Consider the following 245-nt stretch of genomic DNA (forward strand, 5'->3'; position numbering starts at 1 on the left):
CCCCCCCCCCCCCCCCCCCCCGCTCCACCCGCCCACGAAGGTCCCGGCGCGCCCCTTGCTCATTGAGCTCCAGTAGCACCTGTTGCGCCAGCAGGTCCTTGAGCACCAGTAGCACCTGGAGCGCCAGTAGCACCTTGAGCACCAGTAGCACCTGTGGCGCGTAGAGCACGGTGAGCGCCGGGACCATCTAAAGCGAGTGGAGGTGGGGGGGCGGCGGGGGGGGGGGGGGGGGGGGGGGGGGGGGG

1 protein-coding gene is annotated in these 245 nt (G+C 73.5%); it reads right to left on the bottom strand.

The annotated features are described in order from the left end of the window. Nucleotides 1-59 precede the first annotated feature (59 nt). The coding region (locus JDS99_RS31425) for a hypothetical protein (protein WP_199696540.1) at nucleotides 60-245 on the bottom strand (186 nt) is incomplete at its 5' end.

The sequence above is a fragment of the Bacillus cereus group sp. N6 genome, from assembly GCF_016483705.1.
Taxonomy (GTDB): domain Bacteria; phylum Bacillota; class Bacilli; order Bacillales; family Bacillaceae_G; genus Bacillus_A; species Bacillus_A wiedmannii.